This window comes from Shigella sp. FC1544 (assembly GCF_001722145.1).
Taxonomy (GTDB): domain Bacteria; phylum Pseudomonadota; class Gammaproteobacteria; order Enterobacterales; family Enterobacteriaceae; genus Escherichia; species Escherichia coli.
In genome coordinates, this window is record NZ_MECT01000342.1 from 1 (window position 1) to 996 (window position 996).

2 protein-coding genes and 3 pseudogenes are annotated in these 996 nt (G+C 48.0%); 2 read left to right on the forward strand and 3 right to left on the reverse strand.

Annotation, left to right across the window (positions count from 1 at the left end):
- Both BGK49_RS15925 and BGK49_RS27545 read left to right on the forward strand, forming a co-directional pair.
- Positions 1 to 233, forward strand: a pseudogene (locus BGK49_RS15925) (IS4 family transposase); the annotation flags it as partial.
- A gap of 13 nt (positions 234 to 246) precedes the next feature.
- Positions 247 to 318, forward strand: a pseudogene (locus tag BGK49_RS27545) (prepilin peptidase); the annotation flags it as partial.
- On the opposite strand, the pseudogene BGK49_RS15930 reads toward BGK49_RS27545, so the two are convergent.
- The 3 genes and pseudogenes from BGK49_RS15930 to BGK49_RS27555 form a co-directional block, all read right to left on the reverse strand.
- Positions 315 to 500: pseudogene (locus BGK49_RS15930) on the reverse strand (ferritin-like domain-containing protein); the annotation flags it as partial. The pseudogenes BGK49_RS27545 and BGK49_RS15930 overlap by 4 nt on opposite strands.
- Positions 484 to 639: a bacterioferritin-associated ferredoxin gene (gene bfd, locus BGK49_RS15935; protein ID WP_000289088.1), complete on the reverse strand. Its 156-nt coding sequence runs from the start codon at positions 637 to 639 to the stop codon at positions 484 to 486. The pseudogene BGK49_RS15930 and the gene bfd, both read right to left, overlap by 17 nt.
- 182 nt (positions 640 to 821) lie before the next feature.
- Positions 822 to 996: EF-Tu C-terminal domain-related protein (locus BGK49_RS27555; RefSeq protein ID WP_094188686.1), on the reverse strand; the 175-nt coding region annotated here is incomplete at its 5' end.

Genomic DNA, 996 nt, shown 5'->3' on the forward strand with positions numbered 1-996 from the left:
GTTACTGGCCGAATCAACTGAGTTTCTCAGAATCATGCGGAATGGTGATGAGAATGCTGATGACATTGCAGGGCGCTTCACCGGGACGTATACCGGAGCTGATGCGCGATCTTGCAAGTATGGGACAACTTGTGAAATTACCGACGAGAAGGGGAAGGGCCTTCCCGAGAGTGGTAAAGGAGAGGCCCTGGAAATACCCCACAGCCCCGAAAAAGAGCCAGTCAGTTGCTTAACTGACTGGCATTACTGCCTTTTGGGCCATTTCTGGCGGCTGCGGGTTTCGTTATAGGCTGGGATAGTTTGCTGATAGGCCGTTAATCTTTAACTTTAATTTGTGATTGCAGGTAATTTTGTAGGCCAATTTTACCGATGAGATCCAGTTCAGTTTCGAGCCAGTCGATATGACCTTCTTCATCAACAAGGATCTCGATCATCATATCGCGGCTAACATAGTCATGAACGCTGTCGGCATATGCGATAGCCTCACGCAGATCCTTCGCGCGCGGCGCGAATGCACTTACCGCATTGATTTCCCACAGGAATAAACTTACGCAATTGTTGGAAAGATTGCGGATGAAACTGACGGACTGCCTGGCGAATTTTTTTGTCACTTACACCATTACACAAACAAACGTACATGATTGCTCCCGTTCAAATTCTGCGCAAAGTGTAAATGAGAATGGTTATGATTACAATAGCACAGTTTTATTTGCGCCATAGTTCAGCGAGCAAAATTACGACTAAATATTTCGAGCTCAAATTACGGGCAGCAAAAAGGGCGCCGAAGCGCCCTTTTCAATTCAAAACTAATTAACGTGTAATTAGCCCAGAACTTTAGCAACAACGCCCGCGCCAACGGTACGGCCGCCTTCACGGATTGCGAAACGCAGACCGTCCTCCATCGCGATCGGGTGGATCAGGGTAACAACCATTTTGATGTTGTCGCCCGGCATTACCATCTCTACGCCTTCCGGCAGTTCGATGGTACCAGTCACG